The following is a 16,212-nucleotide window of genomic DNA, read 5'->3' as shown; positions in this document are numbered from 1 at the left end:
AGGTGTTTAACCCTTTATGGGGGCCTGCCGGATCAACGGCACGATCTCGTCCGCCGCGACCGGCCGCGCGAACAGGTAGCCCTGGCCGTACTCGCAGCCCAGCTCGCGCAGCGTGGACCACTGGTCGGCGGTCTCGATGCCCTCGGCCACGGTCTGCAGCTGCAGCGTGCGGCCGAGCTGCACGACCGCCTCGGCCAGCGTGGCGTCGCCAGAGTCCGCGGTGATCCCGTCCACGAACGAACGATCGATCTTGAGGATGTCGACCGGGAACCGCTTGAGGTAGCTGAGCGAGGAGTAGCCGGTGCCGAAGTCGTCGACCGCCAGCCGGACGCCGAGCGCCTTCAGCGCCTCGAGCGTACGGACGGTGGCCTCGGTGTCCTTCATCAGCAGCGACTCGGTGATCTCCAGGACGAGCTTGCCGGCCGGTACGCCGGTGCGCTCGATGATCGACGCGACCTCGGACACCAGTCCGGTGTGCTGGAACTGGCGGGGCGAGAGGTTCACGCTCATCCGCAGCCCCGCGGCCTCCGGGTGCTCCGCGATCCAGGTCGCGAGCTGGCGGCAGGCCTGGTCTAGCACCCAGCGGCCGAGCGGCACGATCAGCCCGGTCGCCTCCGCCAGCGGGATGAACGTGAGCGGCCCGACCAGCCCGGCCTCCGGGTGGTTCCAGCGGACCAGCGCCTCGAAGCCGATCAGCTCGCGGGCCGGCAGCTCCACGATCGGCTGGTAGTGCACGACGAACTGCTCCTCCAGCAGCGCCCGCTCCAGCGCGGCCCGCTGCTCCGCCTCGGCCAGCACGTCCGCGTGCGTGGCCGGGTCGAACACCGCGTAGCCGTCCCGGCCGGCCGCCTTCGCCGCGTACATCGCCAGGTCCGCGTCGCGCAGCAGCTCGTCGGCCTCGCCGAGGTCGTGCGTGCCCGCCTTGATCACCGAGATGCCGATGCTGGCGGTGCAGATGACGTCGCGGACGCCGAGCGTGACCGGCTCGCGAACCGCGCGGACCAGCCGGTCGGCCAGCTCCGCGGCCTCGATCTCGGTCAGGTCCTCGATCAGCACCGCGAACTCGTCGCCGCCGAGCCGGGCGAGCGTGTCCGCCGGGCGCAGCTGCGCGGAGAGCCGCTGCGCGACGACGCGCAGCAGCTGATCGCCGGCGGTGTGCCCGAGACCGTCGTTGACCAGCTTGAAGTCGTCCAGGTCGATCAGCATCAGGGTGATCCGGCCGGACTCGCGGTGGTGCCTGGCCGCCGCGTGGGTGACCCGGTCGTGGAACAGCGCGCGGTTCGGCAGCCCGGTCAGCGAGTCGGTGAACGCCTGCCGGGTCAGCTCCGCCTCCATGTACTTGCGGGCGCCGACGTCGCGGATGCTGAGCACGGCCGCGCGCAGGTTCGGGTCGCACAGCCGGTTCACGCCGATCGCCTCGGTGTAGACCCAGCTGCCGTCGCCGTGCCGCAGCCGCGTCTCGATCCGGCCGGTGTGCTCGCGCCCGCCGGCGAACAGCGCGGCCATGAACTCGCGCGCCTGCGCCAGGTCCTCCGGGTGCACCATCGCGCCGAGCCGTTCGCCGGTGATCCAGGCCGGGTCGCGGCCGAGCAGGTCCCGCGCGGACGGGCTGGCGTACGTCACCGCGCCGTCCTCGCCGATCGCCAGCACCAGGTCGGACGCGTTCTGCAGCAGCGCCTCGGTGCGGTCCTCGGCCGCCCGGCGGCGGGCGTCCTGCGCGAGCCGGCTCTGCGCGGTGAGCACGCAGGTGGCGACGACGGAGACCAGCACGGCCAGCAGACCGGCGATCATCGTCGGCTGTGCCTCCGACTGACCGCGCGCGAGCGCCAGGAACGCGCCCGTGGAGAGCACGCCGAGGGCGGCGATCGCGGCCGGCGGGTAGAGCACGGCCGCGGTCACCATGACGACGATCGCGCCGGCCGGGAAGATCGCCAGCGCGGCCTCGTCACCGCGGGCGAACACGTAGAGCAGCGGGAGTTCGAGCAGCCACCACAGGAACAACCACTCCCGGGCGTGCCGGCGCGTGATGATCCGGGCCCAGGGCAGGGCGAGCAGCCCGATCTGGGCGAGCGCGGCCGCGCCGAGCACGAAGACCAGCCAGCGGTCCGCCTCGGGCCAGTCCAGGAAGACCCGCACGGCGCCCACCGTCGAGATCACGATGGCGATCCAGCAGCCCATCCGGATCTGCCGGGTCCAGTGCTCGACCTGGTAGTCGTCGTCGATGGACTCGAACCTCATGGCCGCCACGTTCGGCGTACCGTCCCGCGAACTGAGCAGAAACCCCGCGGCAACCAGGCGCTCTGAGCTGCGAAAACACCACAACATGATCAGGCTCACACCCGCTGGTGCCGAGATTCGAACTAAGGCTGACCTAACCTGGGCGGTCAGACTTACGCGCGATCGAGCGAGGGAAAACCCACCATGGAGGAGCAGCGCCCACTGCGGGTCGCCGTCATCGGCGCCGGTCCGGCCGGCATCTACGCGGCCGACATCCTGTCGAAGAACCACCCGACAGCGACCGTCGACGTCTTTGACCGGCTGCCCACGCCGTACGGCCTGATCCGGTACGGTGTCGCCCCCGACCACCCGCGGATCAAGGAAATCATCAACGCCCTGCACAAGGTGCTGGACAACCCGCGGATCCGGTTCATCGGCAACGTCGACTACGGCGTGGACGTCAAGCTGGAGGAGCTGCGCCCGTTCTACGACGCGCTGATCTTCGCGACCGGCGCGGACAAGGACCGGGTGCTGCACATCCCGGGCGTCGACCTCCCCGGCAGCTTCGGCGCCGCGGACTTCGTCAGCTGGTACGACGGCCACCCGGACGTGCCGCGCGAGTGGCCGCTGACCGCCACCAAGGTCGCCGTGATCGGCGCCGGCAACGTGGCCGTGGACGTCGCCCGAGTGCTCGCCAAGACCGCGGACGAGCTGCTCGAGACGGAGATCCCGGACAACGTCTACCAGGGTCTGCTGGCCAGCCCGGTGACGGACGTGCACCTGTTCTCCCGGCGCGGACCGGCCCAGGTGAAGTTCACCCCGATGGAGCTGCGGGAGCTGGACCACTCCCCCAACGTCGACGTGATCGTGCACCCCGAGGGCATCGAGTTCGACGAGGGCAGCCTCGAGGAGATGCGCAAGACCCGGCACGTCAAGATGTGCGTGGACATCCTGCAGAACTGGGCGATGCGCGACCCGCGCGAGGACCGCAAGCGCCGCCTGCACCTGCACTTCCTGCAGGCCCCGGCGGAGATCCTGGGCGACCCGGAGACCGGCGTCACCGGGCTGCGGACCGAGACGCAGGAGCTGACCGGCGACGGCAACGTGCGCGGCACCGGCGAGTTCACCGACTGGGACGTGCAGGCGGTCTACCGGGCCATCGGCTACCTCAGCCGCCCGCTCGCCGACCTGCCGTTCGACACCCGCAGCGGCACGGTCCCGCACGACGCGGGCCGGGTGCTGGACATCGACGGCAACCACATCCCGGGCGTGTACGTCACGGGCTGGATCAAGCGCGGTCCGGTCGGCCTGATCGGTCACACCAAGGGCGACGCGAACGAGACCATCACCAGCCTGCTCGCGGACGAGCTGCCGGAGGCCACTCAGCGCGACGCGGACGCGGTGGTGGAGTACCTGACCCGCAAGGGTGTCCGGCACACCAGCTGGGCCGGCTGGCAGCTGCTGGACGCGCACGAGATCAGCCTGGGCGAGCCGCACGGCCGCAAGCGGATCAAGGTCGTCCCGCGCGAGGAGATGATCACCCTCAGCGGTCACTGAGCCGTTCGCCGAGAAGGGGCCGGGTCTTCCCGGCCCCTTCTCCGTTCACCGGGGCTGGTCGGCCATCACGAAGTCGACGTCGCCGTCCTCGGTCATCGTCGCGTCCAGCGCCTTGTCGTCCAGCGCCTGGAGCGCCACCGGACAGAGGAACAGGTACGCGCCGCCCGCCTGCAACACCGTGTCGCCCTGGCTGGGGCGCGGCGACAGCCCGACGGTGAGCTCGCCGGCCCGCGGGTCAGCCGCGATCCGCAGCCCCGCACCGGACGGTGCCCGCTCCCGCTCCGCGAGCCGGCGGATCACCTCCGCCGCGTTCCCGGTCACCATGAACATCGCTGTACTCCACTCCTCGGTTTCGGGGTTCGAGGGGACAACGCGCGGGACGGCGCCGGGGTCACCTTTCCGGCACACTGTCCGCCATGACGCTGATGCCCCGAGGGGCGCGCCGGTGGCGGCGGTACGCATGGCTCGGCACGCTGCTCGTGCTGGGCGGGCTCTACGCGCTCGTGCTGATCACGCTGGTCCGCACGGAGAACCCCAACCTCGTACCGTCGGTGATCCTGCTCGGCGCCACGGTCGTGCCGGTGTCGTTCCTGGTCTTCGCGGAGGGCCGGAGCGGCCGGTGGCAGGTGTCACCGGCCGTGCTGGCCGGCACCGCGTTCATCGGCGGCGTGATCGGCGTGGTGGTGGCCGGCTGGCTGGAGTGGGACGCGCTGCGCAGCCTCGGCACGCTCCCGATGCTGTTCGTGGCCGTCATCGAGGAGACCGCGAAACTCGTCGTGCCGGTGATCATCCTGGTCGCCACGCTGTCGTCCGGCCGCCGGGACCCGGCGGACGGCCTGGTCATCGGCGTGGCCAGCGGCGTCGGCTTCGCCGCACTGGAGACGATGGGGTACGCGTTCACCGCGCTGCTGTCCTCCAAGGGCGGCATCGGCGCGGTCGAGCAGACGCTGTTCCTGCGCGGCGTGCTCGCCCCGGCCGGGCACATCGCCTGGACCGGGCTGACCGCCGGCGCGCTCTGGGCACTCGCGGCCCGGCCCGGCGGCCGCCGCCTCGCCGTGTTCGCCGGCACGTTCGCGGGCGCGATCGCGCTGCACACGCTGTGGGACAGCATCGGCGCGGTGCTGGCCTACGCGGTGCTCGGGCTGGTCAGCGTGGGCTGGCTGCTGATCGCGATGCGCCGCTACCGCACGTTCGCCACGGCGGTGGACCGAGCGCCGGCGGTGCACTGAGCGCCGGCGGTGCACTGAGCGCCGGCGGCGCACCGCCGTGTCACCCGTCACCCGAGCACGTGCCGGAGCGGGGCCCCGCCGCCGGCCACGCCGGCACCGGGGCCCGATGCCACTCAGCTTATTTGATCTTGAAGCGGAGCTGGCGAGGCCACGAATCTCCGGCCAGCGCAGATGGTGTCCCGTGCGGTTCGACGGGCGGGGAGCAGACACGGTGGGGTGCGTTGTAGGACCCAGGTCAGAGTCCGTGATCAACTTAAGCTGAGTGGCATTGGACCGGGGCCCGCGGGAGCACGCCCTGCTGCCGCCCCGGCCCTCACCCCTAAGCCGGAGTAAACACTGAGCCCCCGCCGGAAGCGGGAAAAGGTGGTTCGAAGCTTTTCACGACCGGACGAAGACGTTCACGAACGACGGGCTGCCGAACACCCCGTCGACGAACAGGCCGCCCAGCCGGGGTCCGCGCACGGTGCAGGTCAGCTCGACGTAGAGCGGCACCGCCGGCGCGTACTCCCGCATGATCTTCTCGTCCAGCGTCGCCCACTCCGCGCCCTGCGCGTCCAGCGGCATGGCGAGGATGCGGTCGAACTCCGCGTCCAGCGGGCGGGCGTCCAGGTAGGACGTACCGTTGTTGCCGCCGGATGCCTTGATCGCGCGACCGTCGTAGAGCGCGGGCAGGACCGCGGCGCCGCTCGGCCAGTCCGGCGCCCAGTGGTCCGGGTAGAGGTCCCACGGGTTGTCCGGCTCCTTGATGTCGTTCAGGAAGCCGTCGGCCGGGACCGGTTTGGTGAGGATGCGGAACCCGGCCCGGCGGAGGCTGTTGGCCAGCGCGGTGCCCAGGATCTGCCCCTCCGCGTCGTCCGGGTGGGCCAGCACCAGCTCCGGCGTGCCCGCGGGCGGCGACGCCGGGGACGGGTACGCGTCGTAGTCGCGCCAGCCGATCGTGCTCGGCGCCAGCAGAGTGGTGACCGGACGGGCGACGGCCGCACCGCCGAGCGCCTTGACCAGGTCGTCCCGATCGATGGCCGCGTTCAGCGCCCGGCGGACCGCCAGGTCGGTGACGCGGCGGGTGTTGATGTTCAGCACGCTGTGCCGCGGGGTCGGCGAGCGCAGCAGGCTGTCGCCGGTGACCTTCGGGATGAGCGACGGTGGCACGCCGTCGAACGAGACCGCGGCCGCGTCCGCGCCCTGTGCCGCGAGGATCCGGTTGGTCTGGGTGACCGGGTCGGCGCCGAACGCGAGCACGAACCGGTCCGGGTAGGCGTGCCGGACCGCGTCCGTGGCCGGGTCCCACTGCGGGTTGCGGACCAGCCGCAGCTCGGTGTCGCCGGTGCGGCCCTCGATCAGGTACGGCCCGGTCGCGATCGGCTTCTTGTCGTAGCCGAGCCCGGTGTCCGCGTCGGCCGGTACCGGCGCGGTGGCCGGCAGCGCCGCGGCGAACGGCAGGTCGCAGTGCGCCTTGGGGAAGTTCAGCCGCAGCGTACGGTCGTCCGGCACCTCGACGCCGGGCGGCAGCGCGGTCCGGTCCGCCGCGAAGTCGTACACCGTGTCGTACTGCGGCGTGCCGGCCAGCCACTCCTGCAGGTACGTGGGCCCGCCGGTGAGCGTGATGTCGAACGAGCGGGCGATGCCGTACGCGACGTCGCGCGCGGTGACCGGCGCACCGGTCTCGAACCGGATGCCCTGCTTGAGCCGGAACTCCCAGGTGCGGCAGTCCCCGTGCACGTCCGTGCCGGGCGTCTCCGCGAGGTCGCCGACCAGCGTGAGCTTGCCGTTGCCGTCGTCCGCGTAGGTGGTGAGCCGCCGCGCGTACAGCTGGGAGATGCTCAGGCCCATGAACGCGGAGATGCGCTGCGGGTCCAGCCGGGCCAGCGTGGTCTCCCGGAAGACGGTGACGGTGCCGCCCCGCGTGGCGCCGGGCACCTCGGCGGCCGGTCCACGGGACGCGGCCGGGTCGGTGGCGATCACGCCGGTGTTCTGCCGGATCTCCCCGTCCGGCGGCGTACCGCCGTCGCGGGGGTTGTCGGTGCAGGCCGCACAGGCCGCCAGGACCAGTGCGAGGGCGAGTGTCACGATGGGGCGGGGTGCGAGGCGCGGTCCAGGTGTCGTCTGGGTGCGCGACGCGAGAGCCCGCATACCGGTGTTGGATGTGGGCTTGTGCGACGTCCGGCCAGGCGGCGCCTGGGCCTCGCCGCAGCCCGGGCTCCGTCGTGGAACTCGCCGTCGGGTCACCGCTCTCCTCATCGATCTCCTATCTGCGCAAACGGGGGTCGATCGCGGCCTGGAGGCCGTCGACGATCGTGTTGGCACCGATCACGAACACGGCGCCGAGCAGCACGGCGCCGAGCACGACCGGCAGGTCGTCCGTGCGTACCGCCTCGATCACGGTCCGGCCCAGGCCGTTCAGGCCGAACGTGATCTCGGTGATCACGGTGCCGCCGAGCGCGGCACCGACGTCGAGCGCGGCCAGCGTCGCCAGCGGACCGGCCGAGGCGCGCAGCGCGTGCCGGCCGACGACCGCGCGCCCGGTCAGGCCCTTGGCCTCGGCGGTGCGCACGAAGTCGGAGCCGAGCGCGTCACCGACCTGGGCCCGGGCCAGCCGGGTGTAGCCGGGCGCGAGCATCGCACCGAGCGTCACCCAGGGCAGCAGCAGACCGGACGCCCATTGTGCCGGGTCGTCACTCAGCGCGGTCCAGCCGGGTGGCGGGAGCGCGGCGGTGCCGTACACCAGGATCAGCAGCAGCACCGCACCGACCAGGTAGAGCGGCAGTGCCAGCCCGGCCAGCGAGAGCGCGCCGATCAGCCGGTCCACGGCCGAGCGGGGCCGGGCCGCCGCGACCGTGCCGAGCAGCACACCGGAGGTCACCCAGAGCACCGCGGCGGGCAGCACCACGCTCGCGGTGACCGGCAGCGCGCGGGCCAGCATCGCACCGACCGGCTCACCGGTCACATAGGACCGTCCCAGGCACGGCGCCGGGCAGCCGTCCTCGCCGGTGACGAGCTTCCGGGCAAAAGCCAGATACTGCACGGGTACGGGGTCGGCCAGTCCCCACTCCTCGCGGATGCGCTCCAGACGGGCGGTGTCGCAGTTCTTCGGGCACATCGCAGCGGCCGGGTCCCGCGGCACCGCGAACAGCAGCAGGAACGCCAGCACGCTCACCCCGGCCAGCGTCAGCAGCGCGAGCACGCACCGGCGCAGCAGACGGCGGATCAACGGCCCGAACCCGGGTCGAACGCACGCCGCACCGACTCGCCCAGCGCCGTGAACACGAACACCACGAGTACCAGTGCCAGACCCGGGAACAGCACGTACGCCGGGTCGGTCTGCAGGTAGCCGAGGCTGCGCTGGATGGTCCGCCCGAGATCCGGCGTCGGCTCCAGCACGCCCAGCCCGAGGAAGCTCAGCGCCGCCCCCGCGGACGTGAAGATCGGCAGCAGCAGCGACGCACCGGCCACGATCGGCGGGCCGAGATGCGGCAGCACCTCGCGGCGCAGGATCCGGCCCGGCCGGGCACCGAGCGCGACCGCCGCGGTCACGAAGTCCCGCTCGCGCAACGACCGCACCTGCGTGCGGACCATCCGGGCCACGCCGGTCCAGCCGAGCACCGCGAACAGACCGATCAGCGTGACCATCCGGAACCAGCCCGGCACCGCGTCCCGCGGGCCGTAGAACGCCAGCTCCAACGGCCGGATCACGGCGATCGCGCAGAGCAGCAGCGGCAACGCGATCGCCACGTCGGTGATCCAGGTGAGCAGCGCGTCGACCCAGCCGCCGAGCAGCCCGGCCAGCCCGCCGATCACCGTGCCCAGCAGCGTGGCCAGCAGCACGGCCGGGCCGACCACGGCCAGCGACGTACGTACGCCGTAGATGATCTGAATCAGCAGGTCACGACCGAGGCCCGGTTCCAGCCCGAGCCAGTGCACAGTGGACACGCCACCGGCGATGCCGTACGGCATCCCGTACGCGTCGAGGTCGTCCGCGAACGTGTCCTGCGGCCCGGTGCCGTAGACCGCGGCGATCAGCGGGGCCGCGGCCGCGACCACGGTGAGCAGCAGGGCACCGGCACCGGCGACCAGGACGGACCGGAATCGCCGGAGCCGAAACGACATGCCTGCCATCAAATCGACCCGGATCGTGCAAATCAAGTCCGTATTTCGATCCTGCTCGAACGTCCATGGCCCACCGGTCCGCCTGCCATCACTCTAGGTGCGGGACGGCGGCTGACGGGGGGTCGCCGTCCCCTTTAAACTTCAGGAGTACCGCGTTGCCGCGCCGCCGGCAGCGCCCCGCCGATCCTTGTGTGGACACTCAGACAATGGGCACCCTGTCGATCCACTTCACCGCTGAGGACGTGGCCCGCACCCGCATCGCCCGGCGCCCCGATCCGCTGTGGGAGATCGTGTGCAGCCTGCACCGGCTGCAGACCCGGCGTGGCTACGCCGCATACGAGGGCTGGCACCGCCAGGTGCGCCTGGACCTGGGCCGGCACAACATGACCGGCCTGCTGCGCAGCACGCTGCTGCCCATCTCCCCGCTCGGCCGCTACTTCCCCGACTTCCTCACGCCCGGCGACGTCACCACGCTCGACCAGGGCATCGACATGCTCCAGCACACCGAGGCGGCCCGGGTCAACGAGGAGATCCGGATGATCCCGGACCCGGCCGGCGCGGACGTCTGGCTCGACGATCTGGCCTCCGGCCGCCCACAGGCCATGCACGCGCTCGGCGACGGCTTGCGCCGCTACTACGAGGTCGCGATCGCGCCGTACTGGACCGAGATCTCCGGCGCCGTCGCCGACGACCGCGCACTGCGCGGCACCCTGATGCTCGACCACGGCGCCGGCCACCTCCTCGACGACCTCGGCCCACGCTGCGAGTGGAACGCCCCGGTCCTCCAGATCCACGGCTACCCGATGGACCGCGACATGCACCTCGACGGACGCGGCCTGCTGCTCGTCCCGTCGTACTTCTGCTGGCAGGACCCCATCGCCCTGGCCAACCCGGAACTGCCCCCGATGCTCGTCTACCCGGCCCACCGCCAGCGCGAGGCCCCCACCATCGGCAGCCCCGACGGCAGCCGCCGCCTGGGACCACTGATCGGCGCGACGCGCCTGGAGGTGCTCCGCGCGGTCGCGGCGGCGGCGACGACCGGCGAGATATCCCGGCGGGTCGGGATATCTCCGGCGACGGCCAGTCACCACGCGACGGTGCTGCGCGAAGCTGGGCTGATCACGAGCCGGCGGCATGCGAATCTGGTGTTGCATCAGATAACGGCGCTCGGTCGGGCCTTGCTGGAGGAGTCGGTTTAGCGGCTTGTGGGATATTCCCGCTTCCGGCGTGGGCACTTCGGGCTTGCTCCCGCGGGCTCTTGTTCCGCGGTGGTCGGCTTTCTCCACGACCCCGGGCGCTGCGCGCCCGGCATACCGCTCTTCGTTGCCGGTCTTGCGTTGCCGGGTGCCATCCTGGCAGCGGGGGTGGTGGACCAAGGGCCGCCTCTCTCGCACCGGGAGGTCAGCGTCTCCGCGCGTCGTTGACCCGGCTGTCGTTGCCGGGTGGCATGAGTGGCGTCGCGCCTGGTTGCCCGGTGCGCGCGTGCCACAGTCACAGCGGTGCCACCGCGCCGCGCACGCCGTTCAGGGCGTGCCGCGCGGCCGCCGCACCGTCAGGAGTCCGCCATCTTCCATCGCCCGGGATCGAAGCCCGTGTTGCCGTTTCCGGATTCCGGAAACGGCAATGCAGGCGGAAAGATCTCTATCCGTTGCGCCCGGGCAGAGATCATCGCTGGCACTGTCCGACTTATCGCCATATATAGCTACGCACTGCACGCCATGCAGGCACGTGCGAAAGACGCTTTCGGAGAAAGCGAGTCCTGACCATGCCAGCCCGGTCGAACATGCCCGACGTAACGGGCGCGGGAACGGCAAGCAGCTCCGCGGCCGAGGCGATGAGGCGCAACCCCGCCTTCCGCCCCCGAAGCTCGAGACCTGCCCGAGGCAGTCCGGGACCAGCCTGCCCGGAGGCGACGCGCAACCGGCGAGTCGCGAACCCGGCGGCCCAGAACATGAAAAAGCCCGGCCCCCGCGAGGGCCGGGCCACAAAACGTGTCAGGGCGAGTACTCCCAGACCAGCGCGAGGTACGACCCGAACCACGCGGACAGCGCCGTCAACGCCGCGACGACCACGGCCAGCTGCGGGATCCGGGCGCGGGCCAATGCGTACGCGACCGGGATCAGCAGCGGGAACGCGGGCATCAGGAGGCGGGACTTGGAGTGGTAGTAGCCCTCGCCGCCCAGGGCGAGCGCCAGGACCACGGCCGCGTAGACCAGCAGCGGCCATGGGAGCCGCTCGGTGAAGGCCAGGACCAGCAGCAGGACCGCGACCGCGAGGACCGCGGTCGCCATGTAGAGCGCGAGCGGCTGGGAGTCGGTCAGAATCGCCTTCAGCGTCTTCAGCGTGTAGAAGCCGCCGTCGAAGGCCATGCCCCAGGCGTCGCCCTGGACGCGGAAGTAGCCGTCGGGCTGGCCGAGCCGGAGGCCGACCCAGGCGATGAAGCTGAGCATGCCGAGCGGCGACAGTGCGCCGGCCAGCCATGGGCGCCAGCCGCCGCGGGTGAAGCGGCCGCGGTTCTGGATGACGGCGAGGAGGGCGGCCAGGCCGACGGCGACCGCGAGTGCGCCGCCGGTGGGGCGGGTCAGGCCGGCGAGGACGCACAGCAGGCCGGCGGTCAGCCATCGGTGGCGCAGCAGTGCCCACAGCGACCAGGCGGCGAGCGCGGTGAACAGGGTTTCGCTGTAGCCCATGGACTGGACCAGCGCATGCGGCAGGACGGCCCAGACGGCGGCCAGTGCGATGCCGGTGCGGCGGTCGCGCAGGTGCAGGCCGATCGCGGCGAGACCGGCGGCGGCGAACAGGCCCGCGATCCAGGAGACGATCACCCCGCTGATCGCGGCGCCGCCGGGGAGCACCGGGTTGAACAGCGCGATCAGGGCCGGGAAGAGCGGGAAGAAGGCGAGGTTGGTGCTGGCGAGCGAGCCGTCCGGCTTGACCGGGATCGCCTCGTCGTAGCCGCCGGTGGCGATGCCGACGTACCAGCCGGCGTCGAAGTCGGTCAGCGCGGCGGTGAGCGGCGTGCCGGCCAGCCGGGCGAAGACCGCCAGGACGGCAAGGCAGATCAACCGCAGGACGAGGTACGCCAGGACGGCCGGGCCGAGGTCGGCCAGCCATCGCCGCGCCCAGGATCGCCCACCGGACGGCGTCGGGACCGGCGCGGATGAGCCAGGGGCCGGGGCCGGCGGCGTGGGGTCGGGTATCGAAGGGGTGTCCGGGGAGGACTTGGCCGGCGTGGTCATCGCGCGCCACCCGCAGTCGCGAGGACCTGGCGGTAGACGTCGACCAGCGTGGCGGTGACCGCGTCCGGCGCGAGGCGGCGAAGCCGTTCCCGGCCGTCGGCTCGGGTGCGGGCCGCCAGGATCGGCGCGAGCGCGGCCGCCAGGTTCGAGACCAGTTCGTCCGTCGCGGCCGCGGTCCCCCACGGGTCCGGGAACGGCACGATCGCGGACGGGGTGACGCCGTCCAGGATCTCCGAAGTATCGCCGACGTCGACCGTGACCACCGGGACACCCATCACGGCCGCCTCCTTGACCACCAGCGGGCCGCTCTCCGTGCCGCGGCGGGAGGTGAGCAGCAGTGCGTCCGAGGCGGCGAACTTGCGGACCACGGCGTCGCGTTCCTGACCGGCCTCGGCCAGCACCAGCTCGCGGATCGGCGCGCCGGTGGCGGAGAGCTTGTCGAGCACGGCGCGGAACACGTCGTACCCCTTGACCTGGTTCTCCGGGAGGGCGCCGAAGAGCACGACCTGGTCGTCGGGCGCGATCCCGAACGAGGCGCGGATCTTCTCCCGGCCGTCCGCGGTGGCGGGCGGCGTGAACAGGTCGAAGTCGACCGCGTTCGGTACGACGTAGCCGTCCGGGTCGCCGGCCGCGGCCGCGAGCCGCCGGGACGGGTAGATCGTAGCCGCGACCGTGCCGGTGGTGGCCCGGGTGATCCGGCGCTGCCAGGGCTCGTTGACGTCACTGCCGTACAGGGAGAGAACCCGGGGGATGTCCTTGACCAGCCGGGACGCGAGCGCGGTCAGTCCGTAGTGGACGTGCACCAGGTCATATCCGCCGGCGGCCGCACGAGCGCGTACGCGCGGGGCCGCGGTCAGGTAGTCGGACTTGCCGCGCTGCTGCGCGACCACCTCGACGTCGACGTGGTGGCCGGCCGCGCGCAGCGACTCGACCTGGTCGCGGACGAACACGCCGCGGAACCCGCCGGGGGACGGCCACAGGTTGGTGACCGCCAGGATGCGAAGCGACGGCGGGGGGTCCGCAGACCCGCCCGCCGCCGCGAAGGACTCGGACATCAGTTCCCGTCGAAGTACGAGCGGACCGCGGCAATGACCTCGTCGCGCTGCGCGTCCGTCAGCTCCGGGTAGATCGGCAGCGACACGCAGGTCGACTCGAACGCCTCGGTGTTCGGCAGGTCGCCCCGCTTGCCGCCGAGGAACGTGAACGCCGGCTGCAGGTGCAGCGGCAGCGGGAAGTGGATGCCCGCGCCGATCCCGGCCGCCTTGAGGTGCGCGAGCAGCGCGTCCCGGTCGGCGGTGTGGATCACGAAGTGGTGGTAGACACCGCGGCGGCCCGGGGCCTCGGTCACGAACCGCAGGTCGCCGACGCCCTCGAGGCCGGCCCGGTAGCCGGCGGCGATCTCGCGGCGGCGGTCGTTGTCCGCGTCCAGCGTGGTCAGCTTGACGCTGAGGATCGCGGCCTGCAGCGTGTCCAGCCGGTGCGCGTAGCCGACGATGTCGTGCTCGTACTTGCTGAGCCGGCCGTGGTCGCGCAGCTTCTTGAGCTTCTGGGCCAGCTCCGGGTCGTTCGTGGTGAGCGCCCCCGCGTCACCGAACGCACCGAGGTTCTTGCCCGGGTAGAACGAGAAGCAGGAGATCGCACCGTACGCGCCGGCGCGCACCACGGTGCCGTCGGCCAGCGTGACCGAGGAGCCGTGCGCCTGGGCCGCGTCCTCGATGATCGGGACGCCCGCCTCCTCCGCGATCGCGCCGATCGCGGCCAGGTCGACCGGCTGGCCGTGGATGTGCACCGGGATGACGGCCTTGACGTCGCCGGGGGCGAGCGCGGCCTTCAGCGCGGCCGGGTCCATGCAGCCGGTCTCCGGCTCGATGTCCACGAAGCGCGGGGTGGCGCCGAGCCAGACGACCGGCTCCGCGGTGGCGATGAAGGTGTGCGCCGGGACCGCGACCACGTCGCCCGGGCCGACCTCGAGCGCGGCCAGCGCCAGGTGCAGCGCGGCGGTGCCGGAGCCGACGCCGATCGCGAAGCGGGCGCCGCAGAACGTGGCGAACGCCTCCTCGAACTCGACGAGCTCCTTGCCCCCGATGAACCGGGTGTTCGTGATGACCTCGGCCATCGCGGCGTCGATGCCGGCCTTGTGGCGCTCGTAGGACGCCTTGAGATCAACCAGGGGAATCGTCATGCGCTCGCTCCGATGGACTCGAGGGGTGGGTAGGGACGGTGGTCGAGACCGGCCGGACAGGTCAGTTCGTCCGTGGTCTTGGTCTGGCGGCCGGGGTTGCCGACCACCACGGCGCCGGGCGCGACGTCACGCGTGACGACCGTGCCGGAGCCGATGATCGCGCCCGCCCCGATCCGTACCCCGGGAAGGATCGTGGCGTTGGCGCCGATCTTGGCGCCGCGCTCGATGTGCACGCCCTTCATGCAGGTGGAGACGGAGGGGCAGCGCGGGAACGGCGCGTTGGTGAGCGTGACGCGCGGGCCGATCCACGCGTCCTCCTCGATCACCGAGAACTCCGGGATGAAGCACTGCGAGTGGATCCGCACCCGGTCGCCGAGCGTCACGTGGTGCTCGACGACCGAGAGCGAGCCGATCGACACGTTCTCGCCGATCGTGTTCGACTCGCGGACCAGCGCGTGGTGGCCGGTGGCGAACCGCGGCCCGATCGTGTTGCCCGCGTAGAGCACGGTGTGCGTGCGCAGCGTCGCGCCGTCGCCGATCACGGTCTTCTCGCCGGTGGGACCGGAGCGGCCGATGACGCAGAACTCCTCGACCACGCTCCCCTCCCCCAGCGTGACGCCGTCGGCGACCACGGACAGCGGGCTGATCACGGTGCTCATCAGCTGGCCGGCCGGTGCGTGTTGACCCCGATCTGGTCGCCGCCCTTGCGCAGCGACTCCTCGACGGCCTCCAGGACGGCCACCACCTCGACGCCGTTCCACCCGTCGGTCCGCGGGCGGGCGCCGGTGTCGACGCACTCGAGGAAGTGCTTGAGCTCGGCGCCGAGCGGCTCGGCCATCGGCAGGCTCGGGACCCGCATGGCGCCGTCGCGCAGCTTGTACTGCCAGGCGCCGTACGCGTCCGGGTCGAGCCGGTCCGCGCCCTTGTCGTACACCCGGAGCTTGGTCTCGGAGTCGACGTCGTCGAAGACCATCATCTGCTGCGAGCCGACCACCGTGGTCTTGCGGGTCTTGGACGGGTCGAGCCAGCTGACGTGCATGTGGGCGAGCACGCCGCCCGGGTAGCCGACCGTCACGAAGACGACGTCCTCGACGTTCTCGTTCAGGTAGCGGGCGCCGCGCGCGGAGACCCACTCCGCGCCCTTGCCGACCAGGAAGTTCGCGATCGAGACGTCGTGCGGGCCGATCGACGTGAACGCGTTCACGTCGCTCTGGATCCGGCCCAGGTTGAGGCGCTGGGAGTGCAGGTAGAGCAGGTCGCCGATCTCGCCGGCGTCGATGATCTTCTTCATCTCCAGCACGGCGGGCACGTACTCGAAGACGTGCCCGACCATCAGCACCTTGCCGGCCCGGTCGGCCTGGGTGGCCAGCGAGGCCGCGTCCTCGGTGCTGAGCGCCAGCGGCTTCTCCACCATGACGTTCTTGCCGGCGTCCAGCAGGCGCCGGGTCAGCGGCGTGTGCGTGGCGGCCGGCGTGGCCACGATCGCGGCGGTCACCTCGGGGTCGTCGAGCACGATGTCGAGATCGCTGACGACCTGCACCTGCGGGTAGAGCGCCTGGGCGCGCGCGGCGCGCTCAGGCGACAGCTCCACCAGGTAACGCCAGCGGGAACCGGCATGGTTCTGCAGGTTGCGGGCCAGGTTCGGCCCCCAGTACCCGAAGCCGATCAGCGCGACTCCACTCAT

13 protein-coding genes are annotated in these 16,212 nt (G+C 71.9%); 3 read left to right on the top strand and 10 right to left on the bottom strand.

The genetic code is table 11. The features are described 5' to 3' along the window. Positions 1–6: 6 nt before the first annotated feature. Complete coding sequence (locus tag J2S42_RS35630; protein ID WP_307246445.1) at positions 7–2,238, bottom strand: putative bifunctional diguanylate cyclase/phosphodiesterase; 2,232 nt, start codon at positions 2,236–2,238, stop codon at positions 7–9. Positions 2,239–2,421: 183 nt separating this feature from the next. Between J2S42_RS35630 and J2S42_RS35625 the strand changes: the two genes are divergently transcribed. Beyond that, positions 2,422–3,774 (top strand): FAD-dependent oxidoreductase, encoded by a 1,353-nt coding sequence (locus tag J2S42_RS35625; RefSeq protein WP_307246443.1) that lies wholly within the window; start codon positions 2,422–2,424, stop codon positions 3,772–3,774. Between the two features lie 45 nt (positions 3,775–3,819). Here J2S42_RS35625 and J2S42_RS35620 read toward each other — a convergent pair whose 3' ends face one another. Continuing rightward, positions 3,820–4,104, bottom strand: a complete 285-nt coding sequence (locus tag J2S42_RS35620) for an adhesin (RefSeq protein WP_307246441.1) — start codon at positions 4,102–4,104, stop codon at positions 3,820–3,822. 86 nt (positions 4,105–4,190) lie between these two features. Between J2S42_RS35620 and J2S42_RS35615 the strand changes: the two genes are divergently transcribed. After that, complete coding sequence (locus J2S42_RS35615; RefSeq protein WP_307246439.1) at positions 4,191–5,003, top strand: PrsW family intramembrane metalloprotease; 813 nt, start codon at positions 4,191–4,193, stop codon at positions 5,001–5,003. 378 nt (positions 5,004–5,381) lie between these two features. Here the strand turns inward: J2S42_RS35615 and J2S42_RS35610 are convergent, their stop codons facing one another. From J2S42_RS35610 to J2S42_RS35600, 3 genes are all read right to left on the bottom strand, one after another. Further along, positions 5,382–7,070 (bottom strand): ABC transporter substrate-binding protein, encoded by a 1,689-nt coding sequence (locus tag J2S42_RS35610; protein ID WP_307246437.1) that lies wholly within the window; start codon positions 7,068–7,070, stop codon positions 5,382–5,384. Between the two features lie 178 nt (positions 7,071–7,248). Then, complete coding sequence (locus J2S42_RS35605) at positions 7,249–8,211, bottom strand: ABC transporter permease (protein WP_307246435.1); 963 nt, start codon at positions 8,209–8,211, stop codon at positions 7,249–7,251. After that, positions 8,208–9,107 carry an ABC transporter permease gene (locus J2S42_RS35600; RefSeq protein ID WP_307246434.1) on the bottom strand — a complete coding sequence of 300 codons (900 nt, stop codon included), beginning with the start codon at positions 9,105–9,107 and terminating at the stop codon, positions 8,208–8,210. Before J2S42_RS35600 ends, J2S42_RS35605 begins: the two co-directional genes overlap by 4 nt. Positions 9,108–9,313: 206 nt before the next feature. Between J2S42_RS35600 and J2S42_RS35595 the strand changes: the two genes are divergently transcribed. Next, positions 9,314–10,306, top strand: coding sequence for an ArsR/SmtB family transcription factor (locus tag J2S42_RS35595; protein ID WP_307246432.1), 993 nt, complete (start codon positions 9,314–9,316; stop codon positions 10,304–10,306). 795 nt (positions 10,307–11,101) lie between these two features. On the opposite strand, the gene J2S42_RS35590 is transcribed toward J2S42_RS35595, so the two are convergent. The 5 genes from J2S42_RS35590 to J2S42_RS35570 are packed head-to-tail and all read right to left on the bottom strand — an operon-like array spanning position 11,102 to position 16,212. Further along, a complete protein-coding gene (locus tag J2S42_RS35590) occupies positions 11,102–12,346 on the bottom strand; it encodes a hypothetical protein (RefSeq protein ID WP_307246430.1) in 1,245 nt (414 codons plus the stop codon). Next, entirely contained in the window at positions 12,343–13,401 is a 1,059-nt protein-coding gene (locus J2S42_RS35585; protein ID WP_307246429.1) for a glycosyltransferase family 4 protein, read from the bottom strand. The genes J2S42_RS35590 and J2S42_RS35585 overlap by 4 nt, the downstream gene beginning before the upstream one ends. Continuing rightward, complete coding sequence (locus tag J2S42_RS35580) at positions 13,401–14,528, bottom strand: DegT/DnrJ/EryC1/StrS family aminotransferase (RefSeq protein ID WP_307246427.1); 1,128 nt, start codon at positions 14,526–14,528, stop codon at positions 13,401–13,403. The genes J2S42_RS35585 and J2S42_RS35580 overlap by 1 nt, the downstream gene beginning before the upstream one ends. Beyond that, positions 14,525–15,187, bottom strand: coding sequence for an acyltransferase (locus J2S42_RS35575; RefSeq protein ID WP_307246425.1), 663 nt, complete (start codon positions 15,185–15,187; stop codon positions 14,525–14,527). The genes J2S42_RS35580 and J2S42_RS35575 overlap by 4 nt, the downstream gene beginning before the upstream one ends. Further along, positions 15,187–16,212, bottom strand: a complete 1,026-nt coding sequence (locus tag J2S42_RS35570; protein ID WP_307246423.1) for a Gfo/Idh/MocA family protein — start codon at positions 16,210–16,212, stop codon at positions 15,187–15,189. Before J2S42_RS35570 ends, J2S42_RS35575 begins: the two co-directional genes overlap by 1 nt.

The organism is Catenuloplanes indicus (genome assembly GCF_030813715.1).
In the GTDB taxonomy this organism is placed as follows: Bacteria; Actinomycetota; Actinomycetes; order Mycobacteriales; family Micromonosporaceae; genus Catenuloplanes; species Catenuloplanes indicus.
This window is presented reverse-complemented; position numbering and strand designations above follow the sequence as displayed.